Origin of the sequence: Pseudomonas sp. MPB26, from assembly GCF_046605355.1 — a bacterium.
GTDB lineage: Bacteria > Pseudomonadota > Gammaproteobacteria > Pseudomonadales > Pseudomonadaceae > Aquipseudomonas > Aquipseudomonas cedrina.
In genome coordinates this window covers 3,152,028-3,172,712 of record NZ_CP176793.1, presented here as the reverse complement: position 1 = coordinate 3,172,712, position 20,685 = coordinate 3,152,028, and the positions used below count along the sequence as shown (strand labels likewise).

Sequence of the window (20,685 nt, the reverse complement as noted above, 5' to 3'; positions counted from 1 at the left end):
GCCCGCTCCCACATTGGTTTTGCGGTGTTGATAAGGGCTAGCGCGGTTCGATGTGCGCAATCATCAGTTGCACGGTTTCATTCCCGCGAAACTCGTTCACATCCAGCTTGTAGGCCAACTCCACCCAACGCACCGTCGGGTTGGGCCAGACCTCACGGTCCACCCCAAACGCAATGCCATCGAGTTTCACCGATCCGCATTCGCTCTTGAGCACCACTTTCAGGTGCCGCTCCCCCACCACCCGCTGCTCCACCAGTTGGAACACGCCATGAAACAGCGGCTCCGGAAAGTGCTGCCCCCACGGGCCGGCGTGGCGCAATGCACGGGCCAGCTCCAGGTGAAACTCTTCCACCGCCAGGGTGCCGTCGGTCAGCAGCCGGCCGGTGAGGTCCTCTTCGCACAGTTGCCGACGCACCTCGGCATCGAAGGCCTCGGCAAACAACGGGAAGTTCTCTTCACGCAGTGTCAGCCCCGCCGCCATGGCGTGGCCGCCGTACTTGGCGATCAGGTCGGGATGCTGGCTGGCCACCACTGCCAGGGCGTCACGGATGTGAAAACCCTGCACAGAGCGCCCCGAGCCCTTGAGCAGGCCATCGCCGGCATCGGCAAAGGCGATGGTCGGGCGGAAATAGCGCTCTTTCATGCGTGACGCCAGGATACCGATCACGCCCTGGTGCCATTCCGGGTCGAACAGGCAGAGCCCGTAGGGCATCGACTCCACCGGCAAGTCCTTGAGCTGGGCCAGGGCTTCGCGCTGCATGCCCTGCTCGATGGATTTACGGTCCTGGTTCATGCCGTCCAACTGCGCAGCCATTTCCCGCGCGGCGGCAACGTCGGTGGTGAGCAGGCATTCGATCCCCAGGCTCATGTCATCCAGGCGGCCAGCGGCGTTCAGGCGCGGCCCGAGGATAAAGCCCAGGTCGGTCGAGGTGATGCGCGCAGCGTCGCGCTTGGCCACTTCCAGAATCGCCTTGATGCCCGGTCGCGCACGGCCGGCCCGAATGCGCTCCAGGCCCTGATGCACCAGGATGCGGTTGTTGGCGTCCAGCGGCACCACGTCGGCAACGCTGCCCAGGGCGACCAGGTCGAGCAGTTCGCCGATGTTCGGCTGAGGTGTGTTCGCGTACCAGCCCAAGCTGCGCAGGCGCGCGCGCAAGGCCATCAGCACGTAGAAAATCACGCCGACGCCGGCCAGGGCCTTGCTCGGAAACTCGCAGCCCGGCTGATTCGGGTTGACGATCGCATCGGCCGCTGGCAATTCATCGCCGGGCAAATGGTGGTCGGTCACCAATACCTGCAGCCCTGCCGCTTTCGCCGCCGCCACGCCTTCGACGCTGGAGATGCCGTTGTCCACGGTAATCAACAACTGCGGCTCACGCTGCAGGGCCACGGCGACGATCTCCGGGGTCAGGCCGTAGCCGTACTCGAAGCGATTGGGCACCAGATAGTCGACATGGGCCGCGCCGAGCAAGCGCAGACCCAAGGTGCCCACGGTGCTGGCAGTGGCGCCGTCGGCGTCGAAGTCGCCGACGATAAGGATGCGCTGGCGCTGCTCCAGCGCCGTCACCAGCAGGTCCACCGCCGCGTCGATTCCCTTGAGCTGCTGATAGGGAATCAACCGCGCCAGGCTTTTATCCAGCTCGGCCTCGGACTGCACACCGCGCGCGGCATAAAGACGGGTCAACAGCGGTGGCAATTCACCAAGAAACGGCAGGACAGCGGGCAACGGGCGGGGATCGATACGCATGGGGTGACGGAAACTTCTCTACTGATACAACGGTTAAACAACAATCCTGCAAGCGGTACAGACCTTATGTGGGAGCTGGCTTGCCTGCGATGCGTACGGCTCGGTGAAACAGCTACAACGCGGCGATACAATCGCGGGCAAGCCCGCTCCCACACAAGCTGCTTCCCACATTTTTTAATCGCGTCCGCCGACCAGCCATTGCAATTGCACTTCATGCTGGCCACGGTCGTCAGTCACGAAGATCGTGCCTTCGCTGATCATCACATCCCACTTGATCACACGGGGCATGTCTTTGGCCAGAACCTCCAGGATCTCCTGCGGCACTGCGGCGATGTGCACGTTCTTCAGGTTATTCGCCACCGGCACCACCTTGCCTTCCCAGACACGCAGGCTGCCGTAGGCCAGCAGGCTGGTGCGTTCGGTGCGGCGCGAGCACCAGGTCAAGCGATCGGCATCGGGCTGGCCCACTTCGATCCAGTGCAACACGCGATCATCCAGGCTTTTTTCCCACAAGGCCGGTTCGTCTACATCTGACAGGCCACGGCCGAACGACAACTGCTCGTTGTACCAGAGGGCGTAGGCCAGCAGACGCACGGTCATGCGCTCTTCGGTTTCCGACGGGTGGCGGGCGATGGTCTGTTTGACGCTCTCGTACACCGAACGATCAAGGTCGGTGAGGTTGAGTTCGAATTTGTAGGTCGTGGACGGCTGGGCCATGAACGGGCTTCTAAAGACAGGGAAAGGCGGCCAGTCTAACCGATGGCGAGGCAATTCAACGAATCCTGCGCCGCATCAGGCTTATCCCTGAACGGCCTGCCTATGTTAAAAGGCATCACACCACCGCCCCGCGCAGACAAGGATCCCCATGTCGTTTAATGCCAAACCGCTTGCCGGCCTGAAAGTCATCGAACTCGGCACCCTGATCGCCGGCCCGTTCGCGTCACGGATCTGCGCCGAATTCGGCGCCGAGGTCATCAAGGTCGAATCGCCGGACGGCGGCGACCCACTGCGCAAATGGCGCAAGCTGTACGAGGGCACTTCGTTGTGGTGGTTTGTGCAGGCGCGCAACAAGCAGTCGCTGACGCTGAACCTCAAGCACCCCGACGGCCTGGCCATCCTCAAGCAGTTGCTGGCGGACGCCGACATCCTGATCGAAAATTTCCGCCCCGGCGTGCTGGAAAAGCTCGGCCTGAGCTGGGAAACCCTGCATGCGCTCAACCCAAAACTGGTGATGGTGCGCCTCTCGGGTTTCGGGCAGACCGGGCCGATGAAAGACCAGCCAGGGTTCGGCGCGGTGGGTGAATCCATGGGAGGCCTGCGCTACATCACCGGCTTCGAAGACCGCCCTCCGGTGCGCACCGGCATTTCCATCGGCGACTCGATCGCGGCACTGTGGGCAGTGATCGGCGCGTTGATGGCGCTGCGTCATCGCGAAGTCAACGGCGGCCTGGGCCAGGTCGTGGATGTGGCGCTGTACGAAGCCATCTTTGCCATGATGGAAAGCATGATCCCGGAGTTTGACGTGTTCGGCTTTATTCGCGAGCGCACCGGCAACATCATGCCGGGTATCACGCCGTCCTCGATCCATACCAGCGCCGATGGCAAGCATGTGCAGATCGGCGCCAACGGCGATGCGATCTTCAAGCGCTTCATGACAGCTATTGGTCGCGAAAACCTGGCCAACGACCCCGTGCTTGCCAGCAATGACGGGCGCGACAGTCGTCGTGATGAGCTGTACGGCGTGATTGATCGCTGGGTCAACTCACACACATTGGACCAAGTGATAGAGGCCTTGAACAAGGCCCAAGTGCCTGCCAGCCGCATCTACAGCGCCGAAGACATGCTGGGCGACCCGCAGTTTCTCGCCCGGGAAATGTTCCTCAAGGCTCAGCTTCCCGGCGGCAAGGCATTCAAGATGCCCGGCATCGTACCCAAGCTGTCGGACACGCCCGGCAGTTGCGAATGGGTCGGGCCGCAACTGGGCGAGCACAACAGCCTGGTGCTCGGTAAATTGGGGTACGACGCCGCAGCCATCACGCGGCTGCGCGAACAAGGCGCCATCTGACGCCAGGGCGTGTGAGAAAACCCAGGCAAAAAGAAACCCCGAAGCGTGGGGAGACACTTCGGGGTTAAACGTGGCCTTACAATGACCAGTACAACAAGCCACAAGCACCGGAGCACAATGCTTGCTCTTGCTGTTACAACCTCTGACCGGCCGTGTTATGGGAAGTTTCCACGTTTAAACAATTCTTCATGCGGCGACAGCGCCACGGGTCTGGGCGGCGTTACGCATCGCTGCGATGACCGAGGGTTCCAAGCGCCCTTCGGCAATTTTGATATCGCGCAACAGGCAATCGACCACGTCCACCAGCATGCGCTTGTCCATCAGTTGCACACGGTCGACTTCACGTTCGACCACGATAGCGCCGGCAGGATTCTTCACGGTCACCAGGCACTCGTCCTGCACACCAGAGGTGGTCAGCGTAACCTGATAAGGGCTCAGTGCTTCTTCGAGCAATAGGCTGATACTTTCCATCTCGATCACCACTCAATAGTTCGGGAACAATCGTTTCAACGGGTGCTGCATCTATCCTAAGTGACTGGTTGTGACGTAGGAAAGTTCGCTTTTTCGTCTTCAGGGGTTGTCGGGGGATGACGTATCCAGCATGCGCTTGCAACATGACAGGCAAAAAACGGCGACACATAACTGCTTACGCAATGGGTTGCTGTTTTGGGGTTCGCCGGGCGCGCAAGCCGGGGGTGAATCCTATACTCGGTGAGCGCTGATCACTCTGCCGCGCGGGCAAGAGCGCATGTCAAAAGGCCCTTATTGCTTAGGATGAAGATGATGTTGGAACACAATGAACAACAGGCGTCGATCGAGAAAATTCACGCAGACATATCACGTATCTATGCCGAACAACGCAAGTTCAATGCCGAGGTCCACAAAATAACCCGTGAGATCTTCTGGTACCCCGTGGGCATCGCGATAGGCTTCTTTACGGCTGTCGGTACGGTAATGGCGCTGGCGCACAAGCTGCTCACATAGGCGAGATTTCTTTCGGGCCTGCCAGAAACAAAAAACGCCGCTGACCCAAGGAAGGGAAAGCGGCGTTCTTGTCTACGCGGCCTGCCTTAAAGCGGCTTGCCCCGGTTGCCATGCTGGCTCACAAACGCCTGCACAGCCTTCAGGTCATTGGTCAGCACCGTGCAGCGCTCTTCACGCTCGAACAGGTCCGCCAGGTGCTTGGGTAGCTCCAGCGCCTTGCCAACGCCCGCCTTCTCCACCGCTTCCGGGAATTTCACCGGGTGTGCAGTGCCCAGGATCACCATCGGGATATCCAGGCTGCGACGGCATTCGCGGGCAGCCTTCACGCCGATAGCGGTGTGTGGGTCCAGCAACTCGCCGGTCTGGGCGTAGACCTGCGCGATGGTTTCGCAGGTCTGCGCATCGTCCACGGCCAGGGAATCGAACAGCTTGCGGGTTTCGGTCCAGCGCTCTTGCTCAACGCTGAAGCCGCCGCCGCGCTTGAAGGTGTTCATCAACTCGGCAATGGCCGCGCCGTTACGGCCGTGCATATCGAACAACAGGCGTTCGAAGTTCGACGAGACCATGATGTCCATGGACGGCGACAGCGTGGCGTGCAGGGTTTCCTTGACGTAGCCGTTGCCGCTCATGAAGCGGTGCAGGATGTCATTGCGGTTGGTGGCCACGATCAACTGGTTGATCGGCAGGCCCATGTTGCGCGCCAGGTAGCCGGCGAAAATGTCGCCGAAGTTGCCGGTCGGCACCGAGAACGACACCGAACGCGCCGGGCCGCCCAACTGCAGCGATGCGTGGAAGTAGTAGACGATCTGGGCCATGATCCGCGCCCAGTTGATCGAGTTCACCGCCACCAGGCGCGTGCCTTTGAGGAAGCTCTGGTCGGCGAAGCTGTTCTTGACCATTTCCTGGCAGTCATCGAAGTTGCCTTCGATGGCAATGTTGTGGATGTTCTCACCGAAGATGCTGGTCATCTGGCGACGCTGCACTTCGGACACACGCTGGTGCGGGTGCAGGATGAAGATGTCGACGTTTTCGCAGTGCTTGCAGCCTTCGATGGCCGCCGATCCGGTATCACCGGAAGTGGCGCCCATGATCACCACGCGTTCGCCGCGCTTTTCCAACACGTAGTCGAGCAGGCGACCGAGCAGTTGCAGGGCGAAATCCTTGAACGCCAGCGTCGGGCCGTGGAACAGTTCCAGCACCCACTCATTGCCGCTCAGTTGGCGCAGGGGGGCGATGGCGCTGTGGGAAAACACGCCGTACGTTTCTTCGAGAATCTTCTTGAAATCCGCATCCGGAATACTGCCGGTGACGAACGGGCGCATCACCCGGAACGCCAACTCGTGGTACGGCAGGCCGGCCCAGGAGGCGATTTCTTCCTGGGTGAAGCGTGGCAGGTTTTCCGGCACGTACAGGCCGCCGTCGGTAGCAAGGCCTGTGAGCAAGACGTCTTCAAAATTCAGGGCCGGTGCCTGGCCGCGGGTGCTGATATAACGCATGACTGGTTCCTCTAAACATTCCAGAACAGAGGCCGCCGAACGCACGGGGCCCCTTGGACAAATCGGTTAGTTCAAGTGTTCGACGCGAATCCGCACCACCGGGCCCACCACGCCCTGCAGGGCTTCCAGAGCGGCGATGGCATCGTTGATGTGCTGCTCGAGCACGCGGTGGGTCAGCAGGATCATCGGCACCTGGCCGTTTTGCTCCTCGACTTCCTTCTGCATGATCGATTCGATGTTGATCCCGCGCTCCGACAGGATGCTGGCCACCTGGGCCAACACGCCGGGGTGATCCTGGGCCTGGATGCGCAGGTAGTAGGCGCTTTCGCAGGCTTCGATCGGCAGGATCGGGTGGGCCGACAGCGAATCCGGCTGGAAGGCCAGGTGCGGTACGCGGTTTTCCGGGTCGCTGGTCATGGCGCGGACCACGTCCACCAGGTCGGCGATCACCGACGAAGCGGTCGGCTCCATGCCGGCGCCGGCACCGTAGAACAAGGTCGAACCGGCGGCGTCGCCATTGACCATCACCGCGTTCATCACGCCATTGACGTTGGCGATCAGGCGGTCGGCCGGGATCAGCGTCGGGTGCACGCGCAGCTCGATACCCGCTGGCGTGCTGCGTGCAACGCCCAGGTGCTTGATGCGGTAGCCCAGGGCTTCGGCGTAGTTCACGTCGGCGGTGGTCAGCTTGGTGATGCCTTCGGTGTAGGCCTTGTCGAACTGCAGCGGGATACCAAAGGCGATGGACGCCAGGATGGTCAGCTTGTGGGCCGCGTCGATGCCTTCCACGTCAAACGTCGGGTCGGCTTCGGCGTAGCCCAGGGCCTGGGCTTCGGCCAGCACGTCTTCGAAGGTACGGCCCTTCTCGCGCATTTCGGTAAGGATGAAGTTACCCGTGCCGTTGATGATGCCGGCGACCCAGTTGATACGGTTGGCAGACAGGCCTTCACGGATCGCCTTGATCACCGGGATGCCACCGGCCACCGCCGCTTCGAACGCGACGATCACACCCTTCTCGCGCGCCTTGGCGAAGATCTCGTTGCCGTGCACGGCGATCAGCGCCTTGTTGGCGGTAACCACGTGCTTGCCGTTGTCGATGGCCTTGAGCACCAGCTCGCGGGCCACGGTGTAGCCACCCACCAGCTCGATGACGATGTCGATTTCAGGGTTGGTGGCCACGGCGAAGACATCGTTGGTAATCGCGATACCGGTCGTTTCGAACTGAGGCTTTGGCGAACGCGTGGCAATTTGCGCCACTTCAATCCCACGGCCTGCGCGGCGGGAAATTTCCTCAGCGTTACGCTGAAGTACGTTGAGGGTACCGCCACCGACGGTCCCTAACCCACAGATGCCTACTTTGACCGGTTTCACTGAAAACTCCCCATGAAACGGCCGACGCTAGGTCGGCCGTGGAAAACAGCCGCACAACCGCGGCTTTCAATTAACGGCCCGTCGACTTGTCCACGGGCCATGATCGTCAAAGGTTCGACGATGCTGGTTTATTTGGCACTGAGCGCCAGTTTGGCAACTTGTGGCGCCGGCTGGTAGCCCGGAATGACCTGGCCGTCCGCCAAAACGATGGCCGGTGTGCCGTTCACGCCGATGGACTGGCCCAGGGCGAACTGCCGGGAAACCGGGTTATCGCATTTGGCCGCCTTGATTTCCTTGCCGTCGACCATCTTGTCCATGGCCGCCTTCTTGTCAGCCGAACACCACACGGCTTGCAGTTGCTCGTCACCCGGCGAACCGAGGCCCTGGCGCGGGAACGCGACGTAGCGCACTTCCACGCCCAGCTTGTTCAGCGCAGGCACTTCGGCGTGCAGCTTGTGGCAGTACGGGCAGGTGGTGTCGGTGAACACGGTTATGTGGGTCTTGGTCTCGCCGATGGCCGGGTAAACCACGGTTTCAGCCACGGGGATGCCGTTGATCAGCTTCGACACGCCCAGGCGCTCGGCTTTCTCGGTCAGGTTGACCGGCTTGCCGTCCTTCAACTGGAACAGGTAGCCTTGGACGATGTACTGGCCGTCGGCACTGGCGTACAGCACGCGGCTGCCCTTGAGCTTGACTTCATACAAGCCGGCCATCGGGCTGGCGCTGATGCTTTCGATTGGCGTGTCGAGCTCCAGGTTGGCCAGGCTCTTGCGGATGGTCTGCTCGGCAGCGTCATCGGCGACAACAAAGGTGGACACCAACGCAATGGCTGCGGCGGCAATGATCTGGGTCAAGCGCATGGGAACTCCTGAAGGCAGATGCAGGGACGGGTACAGAAACGCCGATTGGAAACTCGGGTGTGAACCATCGCCTTTGCTAACCGGCAAAGCCTACCACAGTTGGGCCGCGGGGCAGCCGGTGGCTGGATAAATTGGCGATTTTCAGCCGCGCGGGTGGTGCTTGGCGTGCATTTCCTGCAAACGCGCGCGCGCTACGTGGGTGTAGATCTGGGTCGTGGATAAGTCACTGTGGCCGAGCAGCATTTGCACTACGCGCAGGTCCGCGCCGTGGTTGAGCAAATGCGTGGCGAAGGCATGGCGCAACGTGTGGGGCGACAATGCCTTGCCGATCCCGGCGACCTTGGCCTGGTGCTTGATGCGGTGCCAGAACGTCTGCCGTGTCATCTGCTCTCCGCGCTGACTGGGGAACACCACATCGCTGGGACGCCCCCCAAGCAGCTCATGGCGGGCATCACGCATATAGCGCTCGACCCACACAATCGCCTCCTCGCCCATCGGCACCAGCCGCTCCTTGCTGCCCTTGCCCATCACCCGCAACACACCCTGGCGCAGGTTGACTTGCTCCAGGGTCAGGCTGATCAGCTCGGTGACCCGCAGGCCGCAGGCGTACAGGACCTCCAACATGGCGCGGTCGCGCTGACCGATGGCCTCGCTCAGGTCGGGGGCGGCGAGCAAGGCCTCCACGTCACTTTCCGACAAAGACTTGGGAAGAGGCCTACCTAACTGTGGCATGTCGACTTGTAGAGTCGGGTCGACCACTATCAGCTTTTCACGCAACAGATAGCGATAAAAGCCACGCACCCCGGAGAGAAATCTCGCAGTTGAACGTGGCTTGTAGTTCTGCTCAAGGCGCCAGGCCAAGTGATCGAGGATCAGCTCGCGTCCGGCATTGATCAGTTCAAGGTTTTTTTCCTGTAGCCAGCCATTGAACAAGGCCAAGTCACTGCGGTAAGCCTGGCGGGTGTTGTCCGACAGGCCTTTTTCCAGCCAGAGAGCGTCGAGGAAGCGGTCGATCAAGGGGTGGTCAATGGCGGGCATAGGGGCTCAAGGCAAGGTGATGTGACAGTCAGTTAAGCGAATGAGGTCTATTGTAGGAGCGAGCTTGCTCGCGAAAAACTCACAGGCGCCGCGCTCACTCGGGAAATACGCGTTATCGTTGAGTTTTTTTCGCGAGCAAGCTCGCTCCTACAGTTGGATTGCATATACCTGGGAGCCTTCTGACAAATTGCAGGCACAAAAAAGCAGCCCGCAGGCTGCTTTTTTCTGCATCGGAAAGCTGGACTTAAGCCAGTTTTTCCTTGATGCGAGCTGCTTTACCGGACAGGTCACGCAGGTAGTACAGCTTGGCTTTGCGTACGTCACCGCGACGTTTCACAGCCATGCTGTCGATCTGCGGGCTGTAGGTCTGGAAAGTACGCTCTACGCCAACACCGTTGGAGATTTTACGAACAGTGAAAGCACTGTTCACACCACGGTTACGCTTGGCGATTACCACGCCTTCGAACGCTTGCAGACGCGAACGGTCGCCTTCCTTCACTTTCACCTGAACGACAATGGTGTCGCCCGGGGCAAAGGTAGGGATCTCTTTGGTCATCTGCTCTGCTTCGAGTGCAAGGATGATTTTGTTAGTCATGCTGTGCTCCTAAGGTAAGTCAATGGACCTACCATCGATACGTTGTTAACTATCGTCCCGCGCGAGGATGTATTCCTCGAGCAGCTTCTTCTCTTCTCCAGAAAGCGAGCGGCTTTCCAGAAGATCGGCGCGTCGTTCATAGGTCCGACCAAGGGACTGCTGTAAACGCCAACGCCGGATGTGTGCGTGATTGCCACTTAGCAATACGTCGGGAACACGCTGATCCGCATACACCTCCGGTCGGGTGTAGTGCGGGCAATCCAGCAAACCATCCGTGAAGGAATCTTCCTCCGCGGAGTCCGCATGCCCTAAAGCTCCAGGCAGCAGTCGTGTAACCGCATCTATCAGGACCATTGCCGGCAGCTCGCCGCCAGACAATACATAGTCCCCAATCGACCACTCTTCATCGACATGAGCCTCAATAAAGCGCTCGTCAATGCCTTCATAGCGACCGGCAATCAGGATCAGTGCGTCCTCATTCGCCAGTTCGCGAACCCCAGCCTGTTTCAGCTGGCGGCCTTGAGGGGACAGGTAAATCACCTTCGCCTTCTCCCCGGCGGCGGCCTTGGCCTGGGCCAACGCGTCTTCCAGGGGCTTGATCTTCATCACCATGCCCGGGCCACCGCCAAATGGGCGATCGTCCACAGTGTGATGTCGATCCGTCGTGTAGTCTCGCGGGTTCCAACAGGTGAGCTGCAACAGCCCCTGTTTCACCGCCCGACTGGTGATGCCGTACTCGCTGATGGCGGAAAACATCTCGGGAAACAAACTGATCACTTCAATGCGCAAATTAGCCACGCTTAGAAGTCCGCGTCCCATTCCACCTTCATCTCGCCCGCTTCCAGGTCAACAGCCAACACGCATTGCTTCGTATAAGGCAACAGGCGTTCGCGATCATCCAGGCTGCCAGCGCAAGGCTTGACCACCATTACATCATTGGCGCCGGTTTCCAGAAGATGATCGATTTTCCCGAACAGTTGCCCGAGTTGATCGATAACCTTCAGACCTTCCAGCTGGTACCAGTAGTACTCGCCGTCGGTCAATTCAGGGAACAGGTTGCGCGGCACGCAGATCTCATAACCCGCCAGAAGACGTGCTTCTTCACGATCATCGAGACCCTTGAGCTTTGCGACCAGGAACTTGTCGCTCCCGCGTCCACTGACCAGCTCGACCTGTTTCACATTACCCTCGCGCTTGAGCGTCCAGGTTTTGTACTGCAACAGGTTTTCAGTCGGATCAGTAAAGGAATACACCTTCACTTCGCCGCGAACGCCATGAACAGAGTAAATCTTGCCGATAACGATCAAATCATCAGCAACAGTCGGCGTCGCGTTCATATTGCTCAGGCTGCGGCCTTAGCCGAGTCCTTCAACAACTTTGCAACGCGCTCGGATGGCTGTGCACCCACGCTCAGCCAGTAGGCTACGCGCTCTTGGTTCACGGACAGACGAACTTCCTGACCACGAGCAACAGGGTTGAAGAAACCAACCTGTTCCTTGTGCGAACCGTCGCGCGGGTTGCGGCTGTCGGTTACGGTCAAGTGGTAAAACGGGCGCTTTTTGGAGCCGCCAAGGGCAAGACGGATTGTTAGCATGTGAACATCGTTCCTGTAGTCGGTGCTGCAAATCTAAATGCACAGCGGGCATAGGTGCCCGAAAGGCCGCATATTCTAAGGAATATCCGGACTTTTGCAAATGTCTTTTTCCGGCGCCTATGGGCGTGCGGTTCAGATCTGCTATAGAGCCGTCGGTTAAAACGGCAGGTCAGCCCCCGCCAACGGCGGGTTTGCTGGAGATCCCACATCCCTGTGGGTCGGAGCGCAAGCCGGGCTTGCGCTCGAATACTTTACATTTTCGGCATGCCGCCGCCGGGCAACATACCGCCCATGCCGCGCATCATCTTGGCCATTCCGCCTTTTGTGGAAAATTTCTTCATCATCTTCTGCATCTGCTTGTGCTGCTTGATCAAGCGCCCGATGTCCTGCACCTGGGTGCCGGAGCCCATGGCGATCCGGCGTTTGCGCGAACCGCTGATCAGCTCAGGGTCGCGGCGCTCGGCCGGGGTCATGGAGTTGATGATGGCTTCCATCTGCTTGAACTGCTTCTCTGCCGCACCCTGGGCGTTGCCCATTTGCGCCAGGTTCACACCGCCGATGTTGGGCAGCTTGTCCATCAGGCCGCCAAGACCGCCCATATTCTTCATCTGTTGCAGCTGGTCACGGAAGTCTTCGAGGTCGAAGCCCTTGCCTTTCTTCAGCTTTTTAGCAAGCTTGTCGGCCTTGTCCTTGTCGAGCGTCGCTTCGGCCTGTTCGATCAGGCTGAGCACGTCGCCCATGCCGAGGATGCGCGAGGCGATACGTTCCGGGTGGAACGGCTCGAGCGCTTCGCTCTTCTCGCCCATGCCGATGAACTTGATCGGCTTGCCGGTGATGGCGCGTACCGACAGCGCCGCACCGCCACGGGCGTCGCCGTCGACCTTGGTGAGGATCACGCCGGTCAGCGGCAGTGCATCACCGAAGGCCTTGGCGGTGTTGGCCGCATCCTGGCCGGTCATGGCGTCGACCACGAACAGCGTCTCGACCGGGTTGATCGCGGCATGCAGCGCCTTGATCTCACCCATCATCTCTTCATCGATGTGCAGGCGACCGGCGGTGTCGACGATGACCACGTCGATGAACTTGAGCTTGGCTTCTTTAATCGCCGCGCTGGCGATGTCGACCGGCTTCTGGCTCAGGTCGGACGGGAAGAAGGTCACGCCCACTTCGCTGGCAAGCATTTCCAACTGCTTGATGGCCGCCGGGCGGTAAACGTCGGCCGACACCACCATCACCGACTTCTTCTTGCGCTCTTTAAGGAAGCGCGCCAGCTTGCCGGCGGTGGTGGTCTTACCCGCGCCTTGCAGACCGGCCATCAATACGACGGCCGGTGGCACGGCGCTGAGGTTCAGATCTTCGTTGGCCGCGCCCATCAGGCTTTCGAGTTCGGCCTGGACGATCTTCACGAAGGCCTGGCCCGGTGTCAGGCTTCGGGACACTTCGGTGCCCACCGCGCGCTCTTTGACCGAGTTGACGAAGTCCTTCACCACCGGCAAGGCCACGTCGGCTTCCAGCAACGCCATGCGCACTTCGCGCAGGGTGTCTTTAATATTGTCCTCGGTCAGCTTGGCCTTGCCGGTTACGTGGCGCAGCGTCTGCGAGAGACGGTCAGTCAGGTTTTCAAACATGCGCGATCCTTTCAGGCCCTATTCATCGAAATGCATTGGTAGACCGAGGTAATGGCGGCCCAGGCTGTGGTAAATCGCTGTTAAACACAGCGCTCGGCGAGCCTGCGGCGTGGGCAGGTCGCGGATTATAGCGAAGACTGCGCCCATGCACACCCGCTGTCTGGCCCGGGAGTCTTTCGTGCACGGCCTGGGTATGCCAAACTCAGCGCCTTTCGGGCTTGCCTATCAGGATTTATGCTCCCTTTGTCACCCAGTTTGCTACCCAGCCTCGCCGCCGCCATTTTGTATGCCGCTGCGACTCTTTATCAGGGCACTCGTCTGGCCCAAGGCACCAAGGCGGACAAACGCCTGCTGGTCGGCCTGGGCGTCCTCGCCCTGCTGGCCCACGCCGCCAGCCTGTTCACGCACCTGATGACCCCCGTCGGCCTGGGCCTGGATTTTTTCAGCGCCGCCAGCCTGATTGCCGCCGCCGTCATCGCACTGACCCTGCTGGCCTGCTACCGCATTCCCGTCGAGAACCTGCTGGTGCTGCTGTTCCCGCTGGGCATGCTGACGGTGCTGCTGGCGCACTTCGCCCCCACCGGCACCGTGCAGGTGATCGATGAAGAGCCGGGCATCCTCGCGCATATCCTCCTGTCGATCCTGGCCTACGGGATGTTCACCATTGCGGTGTTCCAGGCCCTGCTCCTGCTGCTGCAGGACCACCAGCTCAAGCACAAGCATCCGTCCGGGCTGATCAAGAACTTCCCGCCGCTGCAAACCATGGAAAGCCTGCTGTTCGGTTTCCTGTGGGCCGGCTGGACGCTGCTCTCGCTGTCGCTGATCTCCGGCTGGCTGTTCGTCGAAAACCTGTTCGCCCAGCATCTGGTGCACAAAACCTTGCTGGCGTGCCTGGCCTGGGTGGTGTTCAGCGTACTGTTGTGGGGCCGCAACCGCCTCGGCTGGCGCGGGCACAAGGCGATCCGCTGGACCCTGGCCGGCTTCTGCCTGCTGATGCTGGCCTATTTCGGCAGCAAGCTGGTCCGCGAATACATCCTGCATATCTGACGAGCAGCGATCATGGACAACTTGCCCCTGGAGCCGATGCTCGCGGTAATCGCCCTGCTGGTGTTATGGGCCGCGCTGTTTACCGCCATCGAAGCCGCACAGCAACACTTACTGGCCCTGCGCCCTGGAACACGCCAGGGCGACAAGGCTGCCGCCCGCCTGAGTTTCCCGCGCCATAGCCTGATCCTGTGCAACAGCCTGTGCCGTGCCGCGGTGGTGATTCTTTGCACCCTGCTGGCAATTTATGCCTGGGCGCAGAACGGTCCGTGGCTGGGCTGGCTGATCTCTTGCGCAATCCTGCTGATACTCGCCGACTACCTGCCTCGCGCTCTCGCCGTGCGCCATCCGCAAGCGGTGCTGGGCTTTGGCAATACGCTGTTGGGCGTGCCATTGAAAATCCTCTACCCGCTGGCCTGGCTGCTCAATGGCATCAGCCTGTTGCTGCTGCGCCCGTTCGTACGCACATCCGGCGTGGTGAAAAAGAGCGACGACCCGCTGCCCGATCACGACAACGAACCCGAACCCGAGGCCGAGGAAGACCGTACCCTCGGCATGCCCGGCATCCACGCGCTGGACAACATCACGGTCAACGACATCCTGGTGCCGCGCAGCGAAGTCGACGGCATCAACCTGGACGACTCGGTCGAGGAGATCATCGAGCAATTGCGCACGTCCGAGCGTACGCGCCTGCCGGTGTTCCACAGCGACATCAACCAGGTCCAGGCGGTGCTCAACACCCGGCAGATCCAGCACTTGCTGGCCGATGCCAGCCTGACCAAGGAGGCCTTGCTCGCCGCCTGTCACGAGCCGTACTTCGTCCCGGAAAGCACGCCGCTACAACTGCAACTGTTGAACTTCCACAAACAGCAGCGACGCCTGGGCATGGTGGTGGACGAGTACGGCGAAGTGCTGGGCATCGTGACCCTGGAAGACATCCTCGAAGAAATCGTCGGCGAATTCGAAAGCGAGCAGAGTGGCGACAATCCGCATATCGAGGCGCAGCCCGATGGCCGCTACATCATCGATGGCGCCGCCTCGATCCGTGACTTGAACAAAAGCCTCAACTGGCACCTGCCCAGCGACGGGCCCAAGACGCTCAATGGCCTGGTGACCGAGGCGCTGGAAACCATCCCCGATTGCGCGGTGTGCCTGAAGATCGGGCGCTACCGCCTGGAAATCCTCGAGACCGAGGACAACCGGGTGAGCAAGGTGTTGATCTGGCATACCAGCAGAATGCCCGTCGCCGCCTGAGTCAACTCGGTCAATGTGGGAGCTGGCTTGCCTGCGATGCCGGCGGCTCGGTCTTTCAGGTAACCCGAGGCGATCCCATCGCAGGCAAGCCAGCTCCCACATTGAACCGGTTTCAATTCAAGATCCCTGCGAGCCACTTGTTGTATCGCAAAGCCCCTTCCTATAATCCCAGCGGCTGACCAAAGCCCCGCCCGACTGCGTGCTATCCGGCCCCATGGGTGTACGACCAATAATAATCCGCGTCCAAACGCGCAATGACCGTCAGGGATACCGCCATGAGCACCACCTATAACGAGGCCGCGCCCGCCGCCCCGACCAACTCGACGGCACGGGTCGCCACGGCGAGCATCGTCGGTACCGCCATCGAGTTCTACGACTTCTACATCTACGCCACGGCCGCTGCGCTGGTGATCGGCCCGGTGTTCTTCCCTCAATCGTCCGGCACCGCGCAGATGCTGGCGTCGTTTCTGACCTTCGGTATCGCCTTTATCGCCCGCCCACTGGGCTCGGCGCTGTTCGGCCACTTTGGTGACCGCATCGGGCGTAAATCCACGCTGGTGGCGTCCTTGCTGCTGATGGGTGTGTGCACCACGCTGATCGGCTTGCTGCCGGGCTATGACAGTATCGGCGCCTGGGCGCCGATCCTGCTGTGTGTGCTGCGTTTCGGCCAGGGCCTGGGCCTCGGCGGGGAATGGGGTGGCGCGGCGCTGCTGGCCACCGAAAATGCCCCCAAGGGTAAACGCGCCTGGTTCGGCATGTTCCCGCAGCTAGGCCCTTCGATTGGCTTTTTGGCGGCCAACGGCTTGTTCCTGATCCTGGCCATGAGCCTGAACGACGAGCAATTTCGCAGCTGGGGCTGGCGCATTCCGTTCATCCTCAGCGCAGCGCTGGTGATGGTTGGTCTGTATGCACGCCTGAAGTTGCATGAAACCCCGGTGTTCGCCAACGCCGTCGCGAAAGAAGCGCCAGTGAAAGTGCCGCTGATCGAGCTGTTCAGCCAACATTGGCTGCCGGTATTGCTGGGCGCCCTGTCGATGGTGGTGTGCTATGCGCTGTTCTACATCACCACCGCTTTTTCCCTGAGCTACGGTGTTTCCACCCTGGGCTACAGCCGCGAAACTTTCCTGGGTCTGCTGTGCTTTGCGGTGCTGTTCATGGGGCTGGCGACACCGCTGGCGGCCCTGGCCAGTGACCGCTGGGGACGCAGGCCGGTGCTGATCGTCGGTGCAGTCCTGGCGATTTTGTCGGGCTTTACCATGGAGCCGCTGCTGACCCACGGTTCGACCTGGGCCGTGGCGTTGTTCCTGGCGCTGGAACTGTTCCTGATGGGCGTAACCTTCGCGCCGATGGGCGCCATGCTGCCGGAATTATTCCCGACGCGCGTGCGTTATACCGGTGCTTCGGCAGCGTATAACCTGGGCGGAATCGTGGGGGCTTCAGCGGCACCGTTCTTCGCGACCAAGCTGGTGGCGATGGGTGGGCTGAGTTATGTCGGGGGGTATGTGTCGGCTGCGGCGTTGCTCAGCTTGATTGCGGTGCTGTGCCTGAAAGAGACGCGGGATAATGATTTGAACAAGGTCGCCTGACCGATGATCGTTCCCACGCTCCGCGTGGGAATGCGGCCCCGGACGCTCCGCGTCCCAAAAGCGTGACGCAGAGCGTCACAAGAGGCATTCCCACGCAGAGCGTGGGAAAGATCAGCGTGCTACAGCTCTACTACGACGGCCTTCGAAGCACGGGTCGCCTTGGCCCGAGCCGCTTCAATCGACTCATCCCGCGCCAGCGCCACCCCCATCCGACGCTGACCGTTCACCTCAGGCTTGCCAAACAGACGCAACGCCGTGTCCGGTTCGCTCAACGCCGCGCCGAGGTTGGCGAAGGCGGTCTGGGTCGACTGCCCTTCCACCAGAATCACCGCCGAAGCCGAAGGCCCGAACTGACGGATCAATGGGATCGGCAGGCCGAGAATAGCCCGCGCATGCAGCGCAAACTGCGACAAGTCCTGGGAAATCAGGGTCACCAGGCCCGTGTCATGCGGACGCGGCGACACTTCGCTGAACCACACCTGATCACCCTTGATGAACAATTCCACGCCAAACAGACCACGACCACCCAGGGCCTCGGTCACCGCTTTGGCTACGCGCTCGGACTCGGCCAGGGCCACCGGGCTCATGGCCTGTGGCTGCCAGGATTCCTGGTAGTCGCCCTTTTCCTGGCGATGACCAACCGGGGCGCAGAAGGTGGTGCCGCCAATGTGGCGCACGGTCAGCAGAGTGATTTCGTAGTCGAAATCGATAAAGCCTTCGATGATCACCCGGCCTTTGCCCGCCCGTCCGCCTTCCTGGGCGTAATCCCAGGCTGCCTGCACGTCGTCAACGCTGCGCAGCAGGCTCTGGCCCTTGCCCGAGGAACTCATCACCGGCTTGACCACACACGGGAAGCCCAGGTCCTGCACGGCCTTGCTGTAGTCCTCGAAGGTGTCGGCAAAGTGGTACGGCGAGGTCGGCAGGTCCAGCTCTTCGGCGGCCAGGCGACGGATGCCTTCGCGGTTCATGGTCAGCGAGGTGGCGCGCGCGGTCGGGATCACGGTGAAGCCTTCGGCTTCCAGCTCGACCAGCGTGGCGGTGGCGATGGCTTCGATTTCCGGCACGATGAAGTGCGGTTTTTCCGCTTCGATCACGGCACGCAGCGCGGCGCCGTCGAGCATGTTGATCACGTGGCTGCGGTGCGCCACCTGCATGGCCGGCGCGTTGGCGTAGCGATCCACGGCAATCACTTCAACGCCCAGGCGTTGCAGCTCGATTACCACTTCCTTGCCCAGCTCACCGCAGCCACACAGCAAAACGCGGGTCGCGGTTGGCGACAATGGAGTTCCGATTCGGGTCATCTCAGGTCCTCAGGGGAGCGGATCATGGGGAGAAAGGCCGGCATTTTACATGAACGGCGGCCTTAGTTGGCGACGGCGCGCTTGCGGATGCGCCAGGCCATGATCAGCCATACCACCGTGACCCCAGCGAATTTAGACGCCAGGGCAGTGCCCACCACTGCCGGGGTCAAGGCGCCGATCAGGCCGAAAAAGATAAAGGTATCGAGGGGAATGCTCAGCGCCGAACTTATCCACAGGCGATCGTGCAGCGGACGCTTGGTGATGCTGAAAACCAGCCAGTCGATGCACTCGGACACCGCGAACGCCGTGGCGCTGGCCAGGGCGATGGCCGGGTCGGACGTCACATACGACAGCACCAGCGCGGCCAGCATGGCGATGATCGCGCCGTGGCCGAAGCGGGTTTGCACCATGTCGCGCAGGATAAACACCAGGCCGCCCCAGGCGGACCAGATGACATCCAGGTGCGGGGCGGTGGAGAAGGCGAAGTTGATCAGCACGACGCTGCTGATGTAGGCGATCAGGAAGAGCATGGGGATGGACCTGTGGGTAATGCCGCACAGGGTACTTCACAATCAGAAATATGTCGTCCGGGAGGGCCTCATCGCAGGCAAGCCAGCTCCCACATTTTGAATGTATTCACAAATCAAAATGTGGGAGCTGGCTTGCCTGCGATAGCAATGGCTCAGGCGCCAGATTTGCCGGGAGTCATCCACACCATTCCCCCTGCCACCGCCCGCTCATAGCACAACCCCAACACCACCCGGCGCTCGGCATTGTCCATGCGGCTCCAACGCGTAATCTCGTCCACCGTGCGCTGGCAACCCGTGCAGATATCGTCATCGTCCAGCGCGCAAATACTCACACAGGGCGAAGCGACCGGGCGTTCAACCGCCGTCATTCTTCCTGCTCGACCAGGTCGCTCGCATAGCGCTGCGCGTTATGCACATAGTGCGCGGCACTGGCTTCGAGCATGCGCTTCTGCGCCTCGGTCAGTTCACGCACTACTTTGCCCGGCGAGCCCATCACCAACGAACCGTCGGGAATTTCCTTGCCTTCGCCGATCAGCGAATTGGCGCCGATGATGCAATGTTTACCGATCTTCGCGCCGTTGAGGATCACCGCATTGATGCCGATCAGGCTGTAATCGCCCACCGTGCACCCATGCAACATGGCGTTATGGCCAATGGTCACGCCGGTGCCCAGGGTCAGCGGGTACCCCATGTCGGTGTGGATGACGCTGCCGTCCTGCACGTTACTGTTCTTGCCGATCAGGATCAGTTCGTTGTCGCCACGCAATACCGCGTTGAACCAGACGTTGGCGCCCTCTTCCAGCCTGACCTTGCCCACCAGCGTGGCATTGGGGGCCACCCAGCTCTGTGGATGCGTCTCGACGCGGGCGTCGCCCAGGCGGTATTTCATGGTGTTCCCTCACGGCGTTGCCATTTAAACGATGGCTTAGATATTGATAAAACTCTTGGGCGGCTGGTGCAGGCTGATCTTGGCGTCGTCATAGAGCAGGTTGATCAGCTCGACGATCATGATCGCCGTCAGCCCCCAGATCTTGTATTCGCCGAACCGATAGCTGGGCACGTACCAACTGCGGCCCTGGTAATCGATGCGGTGGGTATGTTCGCGCGGGTCCTGTCGGAAAAAGTCCAGAGGCACACTGAAAACCGCGGCGATCTCGGCATCGTTGGCCAGGTACTCGACATAATCGGGGATGACGCCGACATAGGGCGTCACCCGAATGCCGTGCAGGGAGATCAAAGGGCTCAATGGGCCGATCACCTCGACCAGTCCGGGCGGCAGGCCGATTTCTTCTTCGGCCTCGCGCAGCGCGGTGAAGATAAGGTCCGGGTCTTCGGGATCGCGGCGCCCGCCGGGAAAGGCCACTTCGCCACCATGGGTCGACAGGCCGCTGGCGCGCAGGGTCAGGATCAGCTCAGGTTCGTCACTGCGGGTAATCGGCACCAGCACCGCGGCCTCGGGGAAACGTCCGTCGGTTTTCAGCGTGTGGGGGGTGTGATTGCTTACCCGGCGAAGTAGCTCGTCCAGCATGAGTCATCTCGGTCTGTTGGCTACCTTGCATCATGCACCAAAGCGGGCGGGTGCCCAAGCCCAA

Annotated in this window: 22 protein-coding genes; 5 read left to right on the top strand and 17 right to left on the bottom strand. The window is 60.9% G+C overall.

Features of this window, described 5'->3' with window-relative positions; all coding sequences use genetic code 11:
- Positions 1-37: 37 nt before the first annotated feature.
- Entirely contained in the window at positions 38-1,747 is a 1,710-nt protein-coding gene (gene recJ / locus ACLH0H_RS14595) for a single-stranded-DNA-specific exonuclease RecJ (protein ID WP_076949821.1), read from the bottom strand.
- A gap of 174 nt (positions 1,748-1,921) precedes the next feature.
- Entirely contained in the window at positions 1,922-2,464 is a 543-nt protein-coding gene (locus ACLH0H_RS14590) for a YaeQ family protein (protein ID WP_076949822.1), read from the bottom strand.
- Between the two features lie 148 nt (positions 2,465-2,612).
- Between ACLH0H_RS14590 and ACLH0H_RS14585 the strand changes: the two genes are divergently transcribed.
- Positions 2,613-3,812, top strand: coding sequence for a CaiB/BaiF CoA transferase family protein (locus ACLH0H_RS14585; protein ID WP_411378571.1), 1,200 nt, complete (start codon positions 2,613-2,615; stop codon positions 3,810-3,812).
- Between the two features lie 186 nt (positions 3,813-3,998).
- Here the strand turns inward: ACLH0H_RS14585 and ACLH0H_RS14580 are convergent, their stop codons facing one another.
- Complete coding sequence (locus ACLH0H_RS14580; protein ID WP_307389475.1) at positions 3,999-4,283, bottom strand: DUF3509 domain-containing protein; 285 nt, start codon at positions 4,281-4,283, stop codon at positions 3,999-4,001.
- Positions 4,284-4,595: 312 nt separating this feature from the next.
- Here ACLH0H_RS14580 and ACLH0H_RS14575 point away from each other — a divergent pair, with 312 nt between their 5' ends.
- A complete protein-coding gene (locus ACLH0H_RS14575; RefSeq protein WP_057723913.1) occupies positions 4,596-4,796 on the top strand; it encodes a hypothetical protein in 201 nt (66 codons plus the stop codon).
- 86 nt (positions 4,797-4,882) lie between these two features.
- Here ACLH0H_RS14575 and thrC read toward each other — a convergent pair whose 3' ends face one another.
- The 9 genes from thrC to ffh form a co-directional block, all read right to left on the bottom strand.
- A complete protein-coding gene (thrC, locus tag ACLH0H_RS14570) occupies positions 4,883-6,292 on the bottom strand; it encodes a threonine synthase (protein WP_411378570.1) in 1,410 nt (469 codons plus the stop codon).
- 66 nt (positions 6,293-6,358) lie between these two features.
- Positions 6,359-7,663 carry a homoserine dehydrogenase gene (locus ACLH0H_RS14565; RefSeq protein WP_076949826.1) on the bottom strand — a complete coding sequence of 435 codons (1,305 nt, stop codon included), beginning with the start codon at positions 7,661-7,663 and terminating at the stop codon, positions 6,359-6,361.
- Positions 7,664-7,791: 128 nt separating this feature from the next.
- Complete coding sequence (locus ACLH0H_RS14560) at positions 7,792-8,523, bottom strand: thioredoxin fold domain-containing protein (protein ID WP_411378569.1); 732 nt, start codon at positions 8,521-8,523, stop codon at positions 7,792-7,794.
- A gap of 141 nt (positions 8,524-8,664) precedes the next feature.
- Complete coding sequence (gene xerD / locus ACLH0H_RS14555) at positions 8,665-9,561, bottom strand: site-specific tyrosine recombinase XerD (RefSeq protein ID WP_411378568.1); 897 nt, start codon at positions 9,559-9,561, stop codon at positions 8,665-8,667.
- A gap of 244 nt (positions 9,562-9,805) precedes the next feature.
- The gene (rplS, locus tag ACLH0H_RS14550) at positions 9,806-10,156 is read right to left on the bottom strand and encodes a 50S ribosomal protein L19 (protein WP_003175895.1); all 351 of its coding nucleotides are present in this window, start codon (positions 10,154-10,156) and stop codon (positions 9,806-9,808) included.
- Positions 10,157-10,201: 45 nt separating this feature from the next.
- Positions 10,202-10,975: a tRNA (guanosine(37)-N1)-methyltransferase TrmD gene (trmD, locus tag ACLH0H_RS14545; RefSeq protein WP_178115171.1), complete on the bottom strand. Its 774-nt coding sequence runs from the start codon at positions 10,973-10,975 to the stop codon at positions 10,202-10,204.
- The gene (gene rimM, locus ACLH0H_RS14540; protein ID WP_411378567.1) at positions 10,957-11,493 is read right to left on the bottom strand and encodes a ribosome maturation factor RimM; all 537 of its coding nucleotides are present in this window, start codon (positions 11,491-11,493) and stop codon (positions 10,957-10,959) included. Before rimM ends, trmD begins: the two co-directional genes overlap by 19 nt.
- A 5-nt stretch (positions 11,494-11,498) precedes the next feature.
- Positions 11,499-11,750, bottom strand: coding sequence for a 30S ribosomal protein S16 (rpsP, locus tag ACLH0H_RS14535; protein WP_003175899.1), 252 nt, complete (start codon positions 11,748-11,750; stop codon positions 11,499-11,501).
- 251 nt (positions 11,751-12,001) lie between these two features.
- On the bottom strand, positions 12,002-13,378 hold the full coding sequence (gene ffh / locus ACLH0H_RS14530) for a signal recognition particle protein (RefSeq protein ID WP_411378566.1): 1,377 nt from the start codon (positions 13,376-13,378) through the stop codon (positions 12,002-12,004).
- A 234-nt stretch (positions 13,379-13,612) separates the two neighbouring features.
- Between ffh and ACLH0H_RS14525 the strand changes: the two genes are divergently transcribed.
- From ACLH0H_RS14525 to ACLH0H_RS14515, 3 genes are all read left to right on the top strand, one after another.
- Positions 13,613-14,425 carry an inner membrane protein YpjD gene (locus ACLH0H_RS14525; protein ID WP_076949832.1) on the top strand — a complete coding sequence of 271 codons (813 nt, stop codon included), beginning with the start codon at positions 13,613-13,615 and terminating at the stop codon, positions 14,423-14,425.
- Positions 14,426-14,437: 12 nt separating this feature from the next.
- Entirely contained in the window at positions 14,438-15,676 is a 1,239-nt protein-coding gene (locus ACLH0H_RS14520) for a transporter associated domain-containing protein (protein WP_411378565.1), read from the top strand.
- A gap of 275 nt (positions 15,677-15,951) precedes the next feature.
- Positions 15,952-17,262, top strand: coding sequence for an MFS transporter (locus tag ACLH0H_RS14515; protein ID WP_307389446.1), 1,311 nt, complete (start codon positions 15,952-15,954; stop codon positions 17,260-17,262).
- A gap of 119 nt (positions 17,263-17,381) precedes the next feature.
- On the opposite strand, the gene purT is transcribed toward ACLH0H_RS14515, so the two are convergent.
- The 5 genes from purT to ACLH0H_RS14490 form a co-directional block, all read right to left on the bottom strand.
- Positions 17,382-18,563 carry a formate-dependent phosphoribosylglycinamide formyltransferase gene (gene purT / locus ACLH0H_RS14510; RefSeq protein WP_411378564.1) on the bottom strand — a complete coding sequence of 394 codons (1,182 nt, stop codon included), beginning with the start codon at positions 18,561-18,563 and terminating at the stop codon, positions 17,382-17,384.
- A 62-nt stretch (positions 18,564-18,625) separates the two neighbouring features.
- On the bottom strand, positions 18,626-19,093 hold the full coding sequence (locus ACLH0H_RS14505) for a VUT family protein (protein WP_032890779.1): 468 nt from the start codon (positions 19,091-19,093) through the stop codon (positions 18,626-18,628).
- A gap of 152 nt (positions 19,094-19,245) precedes the next feature.
- Positions 19,246-19,461, bottom strand: coding sequence for a DUF1289 domain-containing protein (locus ACLH0H_RS14500; protein ID WP_411378563.1), 216 nt, complete (start codon positions 19,459-19,461; stop codon positions 19,246-19,248).
- Positions 19,458-19,982, bottom strand: a complete 525-nt coding sequence (locus ACLH0H_RS14495; protein ID WP_411378562.1) for a gamma carbonic anhydrase family protein — start codon at positions 19,980-19,982, stop codon at positions 19,458-19,460. The genes ACLH0H_RS14500 and ACLH0H_RS14495 overlap by 4 nt, the downstream gene beginning before the upstream one ends.
- Before the next feature lie 36 nt (positions 19,983-20,018).
- Entirely contained in the window at positions 20,019-20,621 is a 603-nt protein-coding gene (locus ACLH0H_RS14490; protein ID WP_411378561.1) for a CoA pyrophosphatase, read from the bottom strand.
- Positions 20,622-20,685 lie beyond the last annotated feature (64 nt).

Bases quoted from the DNA above. Each gene is read 5' to 3' on its own strand.
- ACLH0H_RS14515 (WP_307389446.1), top strand. From the start codon at position 15,952: ATGAGCACCACCTATAACGAGGCCGCGCCCGCCGCCCCGACCAACTCG.
- purT (WP_411378564.1), bottom strand. From the start codon at position 18,563: ATGACCCGAATCGGAACTCCATTGTCGCCAACCGCGACCCGCGTTTTG.
- thrC (WP_411378570.1), bottom strand. From the start codon at position 6,292: ATGCGTTATATCAGCACCCGCGGCCAGGCACCGGCCCTGAATTTTGAA.
- ACLH0H_RS14580 (WP_307389475.1), bottom strand. From the start codon at position 4,283: ATGGAAAGTATCAGCCTATTGCTCGAAGAAGCACTGAGCCCTTATCAG.
- recJ (WP_076949821.1), bottom strand. From the start codon at position 1,747: ATGCGTATCGATCCCCGCCCGTTGCCCGCTGTCCTGCCGTTTCTTGGT.
- ACLH0H_RS14495 (WP_411378562.1), bottom strand. From the start codon at position 19,982: ATGAAATACCGCCTGGGCGACGCCCGCGTCGAGACGCATCCACAGAGC.
- trmD (WP_178115171.1), bottom strand. From the start codon at position 10,975: ATGGGACGCGGACTTCTAAGCGTGGCTAATTTGCGCATTGAAGTGATC.
- rimM (WP_411378567.1), bottom strand. From the start codon at position 11,493: ATGAACGCGACGCCGACTGTTGCTGATGATTTGATCGTTATCGGCAAG.
- ffh (WP_411378566.1), bottom strand. From the start codon at position 13,378: ATGTTTGAAAACCTGACTGACCGTCTCTCGCAGACGCTGCGCCACGTA.
- ACLH0H_RS14585 (WP_411378571.1), top strand. From the start codon at position 2,613: ATGTCGTTTAATGCCAAACCGCTTGCCGGCCTGAAAGTCATCGAACTC.
- xerD (WP_411378568.1), bottom strand. From the start codon at position 9,561: ATGCCCGCCATTGACCACCCCTTGATCGACCGCTTCCTCGACGCTCTC.
- ACLH0H_RS14560 (WP_411378569.1), bottom strand. From the start codon at position 8,523: ATGCGCTTGACCCAGATCATTGCCGCCGCAGCCATTGCGTTGGTGTCC.
- rpsP (WP_003175899.1), bottom strand. From the start codon at position 11,750: ATGCTAACAATCCGTCTTGCCCTTGGCGGCTCCAAAAAGCGCCCGTTT.
- ACLH0H_RS14520 (WP_411378565.1), top strand. From the start codon at position 14,438: ATGGACAACTTGCCCCTGGAGCCGATGCTCGCGGTAATCGCCCTGCTG.
- ACLH0H_RS14525 (WP_076949832.1), top strand. From the start codon at position 13,613: ATGCTCCCTTTGTCACCCAGTTTGCTACCCAGCCTCGCCGCCGCCATT.
- ACLH0H_RS14500 (WP_411378563.1), bottom strand. From the start codon at position 19,461: ATGACGGCGGTTGAACGCCCGGTCGCTTCGCCCTGTGTGAGTATTTGC.
- ACLH0H_RS14590 (WP_076949822.1), bottom strand. From the start codon at position 2,464: ATGGCCCAGCCGTCCACGACCTACAAATTCGAACTCAACCTCACCGAC.
- rplS (WP_003175895.1), bottom strand. From the start codon at position 10,156: ATGACTAACAAAATCATCCTTGCACTCGAAGCAGAGCAGATGACCAAA.
- ACLH0H_RS14575 (WP_057723913.1), top strand. From the start codon at position 4,596: ATGTTGGAACACAATGAACAACAGGCGTCGATCGAGAAAATTCACGCA.
- ACLH0H_RS14490 (WP_411378561.1), bottom strand. From the start codon at position 20,621: ATGCTGGACGAGCTACTTCGCCGGGTAAGCAATCACACCCCCCACACG.
- ACLH0H_RS14505 (WP_032890779.1), bottom strand. From the start codon at position 19,093: ATGCTCTTCCTGATCGCCTACATCAGCAGCGTCGTGCTGATCAACTTC.